Genomic DNA, 3,000 nt, shown 5'->3' with positions numbered 1-3,000 from the left:
GGGCGGAGGCGGCGTGCTGCACGGCGGCCTGGGCGCGCTCGAACTCCTCGGCGCGCTGGTCGACGGTCTGGCTGGCCTTGGTGGCCTTGTCGCGGTGCACGGCGGCCGAGGTCTCCAGGCGGCGCACCGCGTCGGCGAGGTCGTCGAGTTGCTGTTTGCCCTCGTAGGCGCTGGAGCGCTGGAGGGTTTCGCGGTCGGCGAGGGCCTGCTCGTAGGCGCGGTCGGCATCGTCGGCGCGGGTTTCGGCGGCGGCTCGTTCGGTGTCGCGGCGCTGCCGCAGCGCCGAGGCGGCGTGCAGGGCGGTGGCCGCGTGGGTGACCGCGTCGAGTCGGGTGCGCACCTGGTCGACGTCGGTCTTCGCCTGTACCGCAAGGTATTTGCGGTACACGGTGACGAAGGTGCGGGTGGCGGTGTCGGCCTGCACCAGGCCCTCGAGGGTGCGGCCCACCTCCTCCATATCGCTGAAGGAGCGGGCGGCGTCGAGGATCAGCTGCTCATCGAGCGGGCGCAGGCCGTCGGTGAGTGCCTGCGACAGTCCGCGCGGGTCCAGGTTCTTCGCCAGCTGCGGGCGGCGCAGCGTGAGGATGAGATTGATGAGCTGGTCGTAGCGCTGCTGCCCGAGCCCGAACATGCGGGCGTCGATGGCGGCTCGGTACTCCACCGGCCGGTCCACGATGGCGTCGGTCCCGATCTGCTCGGCCAGCTGCTTGCGGGTCAGCGGCCGGTCCTCGGAGTCCAGCAGGGAGAAGTCCACGCCCACCCGGCCGTCCGCGACGAAGTACCAGCGCGTCACCTTGTCGGCGGAGCGGGTGGCGCGCATCCCGATGCCGACGGTCACCACCTCGGGGTCGGCCCAGCTGCCGCGCGCGAACTCCATCCATACGTACGAGTACGCCGATTCCTGTTTGCGGTACAGCAGATTCGACTTCATGGTGCGCTCTTCGCCGGCGAACGGATTCAGCCGCCGCGGCTCGATGCGCCCGTCCAGCACGAACGGGAACAGCACCTCGAGCGCCTTGGTCTTACCCGAGCCGTTGGGTCCGCGCAGCACCAGTCGCCCGTCGGCGAAACAGAATTCCTGATCGCGGTAATCCCACAGGTTCACGATCCCCGCGCGGGTGGGGACGAAGCGCACACCACCGTGAATGAGGTCGCCCATGGGTCAGACAGTCCCTTCTATATCGCCGGGTGCCACGAAGAGTTCGGTTTCCGCGCGCGTGCGGACGGTCACCACCGCCCCTCGGTAGCGGGCCAGGGCGGGTAGCACGAGCAGACCGCCGTCGAGCACCTCCACCAGGCGCAGCCGCTCCAGCAGCGCCACCACCTCACCGGTCAGACCGGGTGCGTCGGCCTGCCACTGGGCGGCGAACGTCGCGCCGTAGCGGTCGGTGAGCGCCCGCACCGTGTCGAGAATCCAGGAGGACGCGATGAACGGGTACTCCGGGATCTCGGCCGGTTCGGGGTCGTCGTCGGTCGCGTCCTCGGCGGCGAACGGATCCACCGGATCCGACAGCGGCGCGAAGACCGTGCGCATCGGAATGGCGGAATCGAGCTGCTCGGTGAGATCGGTCAGCGGGCGTTCCGGGCGGGGACGGCGCTCGACCGGATTGTCGATATCCAATACCAGGTCCGCGATCTCGCCCACCAGGAGCAGGGCGACCTGGGCCAGGGTGCCGGTGCTCGGGAAACGGATATCGGACAGGCGGCCCGAACTGTCGATGAGCGCCACGCCCTCGGCGCGGCGTTCGGCCGGTAATCCGGTGAGCAGTTCCACCTCGGCGACCAGCTTGTCCTGGGCCAGCAGTGCGCGCTCGGCGGGCGGGAGGTCCGCGGCGTAGACGACCGGCAGCTCCACCAGCGCGCGCCGGACCCGGCGGGCCGCCAGCGCCGCCGCGGGGGAGCGGGTGTCGGCCGCGGTGGCCTCGTCGCCGAGCAGCCCGGTGACGCTGTGCAGGTGCTGGAGGGCGCGCGGCGGTCGGAACAGGGCGAAGACCACCGCCCGGTCGATGTCGTAAAGTGCCTCTCCCGCTTCGGGATCCGCGGCCCAACCACCCGCGTCACCGTCGGCGAGGGCCACCGCGCCGCGCGCCGCCAGCCAGCCGACGGCATCCACGAACGCGTCCCGATCGGCGGCCCGGTCGGGAGCGAGTTCGAGACCGTCCACCTGTTCGGCGTAGGCGGCCACCTGGTCGGCCAGTTCGGACAGGGTGATCTGGTCACCGGCGCGGCCCAGCGCGGCCAGCGCGAGGGACAGATAGGCGTAGCGCCGACGGTCGAAGACACGGTCGGCGACCGTGCGGGCCGGGCGCGCACCGTCGAGCTGGTCCACGATCGGGAACAGTCGCGCGGTGGTCTCGGTGACCTCCAGGCGGTAGCCGAAGAGTTCGGCGAGGTCTTCCCGCAGTTCGGTGGCCCAGCGGCGAATGAGTGCGAGCGCGATGCGATCCGGGTAGGTGCGGGTGACGAGGTGGTTGGCCAGGATCACCCGGGCGGCGCGCTGATAGCTGTCCAGCGCGAGCGAGTCGATGGTCCGAGCGTGCATCAGCCGCGCACCCCCGCGGTCGGCATATCGTCGGACGTGTCGAGTCGCGCGGCCGGTGTGCCGGGGGTCGTTGCCGATTCGTTTGTCGCGCTGAGGTCCGTGGTCGACTCGAGTGCCGAGTCGGAGGCCGCGTTGTCGGCGGGTGCTGTGCCCCCGGCGGCGGTGGCAGTCGGCCTGTCGTCGGCCGTGATCGCGGGTGATTCGCTGCTGGGAGTGCGCCGCTCGGCCGTCTGCTCGGTGCGTCGGGCCGGGGTGCGGTCGTCGACGGTGGGAGTAGGGGAGCCATCCGGGCGGTTCCGTGGGTGCCCACACCGAGCGCTGGTTGCGGACGGCCCGCGCCCAGCGGGTGCGAGGGCTGTCGGGGAGTTGTCGGCGGTGATGGTCTCCGGGAGTTCGCCACCGGTCGCAGTGGTACGGGTGGCCCGCCCCGGGCGCGGGAGCCCGGTATCGGCGAGAGA

General features: G+C 71.5%; 1 protein-coding gene and 2 pseudogenes. All 3 read right to left on the bottom strand.

Features of this window, described 5'->3' with window-relative positions:
* A pseudogene (locus QK444_RS34815) lies at positions 1-1,159 on the bottom strand (endonuclease); the annotation flags it as partial.
* Positions 1,160-1,162: 3 nt separating this feature from the next.
* Positions 1,163-2,542, bottom strand: a complete 1,380-nt coding sequence (locus tag QK444_RS34810; RefSeq protein WP_282786248.1) for a TIGR02678 family protein — start codon at positions 2,540-2,542, stop codon at positions 1,163-1,165.
* Positions 2,542-3,000, bottom strand: a pseudogene (locus QK444_RS34805) (hypothetical protein); the annotation flags it as partial. The pseudogene QK444_RS34805 and the gene QK444_RS34810, both read right to left, overlap by 1 nt.

This window comes from Nocardia sp. CC201C, assembly GCF_030010695.1.
Lineage (GTDB): Bacteria > Actinomycetota > Actinomycetes > Mycobacteriales > Mycobacteriaceae > Nocardia > Nocardia otitidiscaviarum.
This window is presented reverse-complemented; position numbering and strand designations above follow the sequence as displayed.

Bases quoted from the DNA above. Each gene is read 5' to 3' on its own strand.
- QK444_RS34810 (WP_282786248.1), bottom strand. From the start codon at position 2,542: ATGCACGCTCGGACCATCGACTCGCTCGCGCTGGACAGCTATCAGCGC.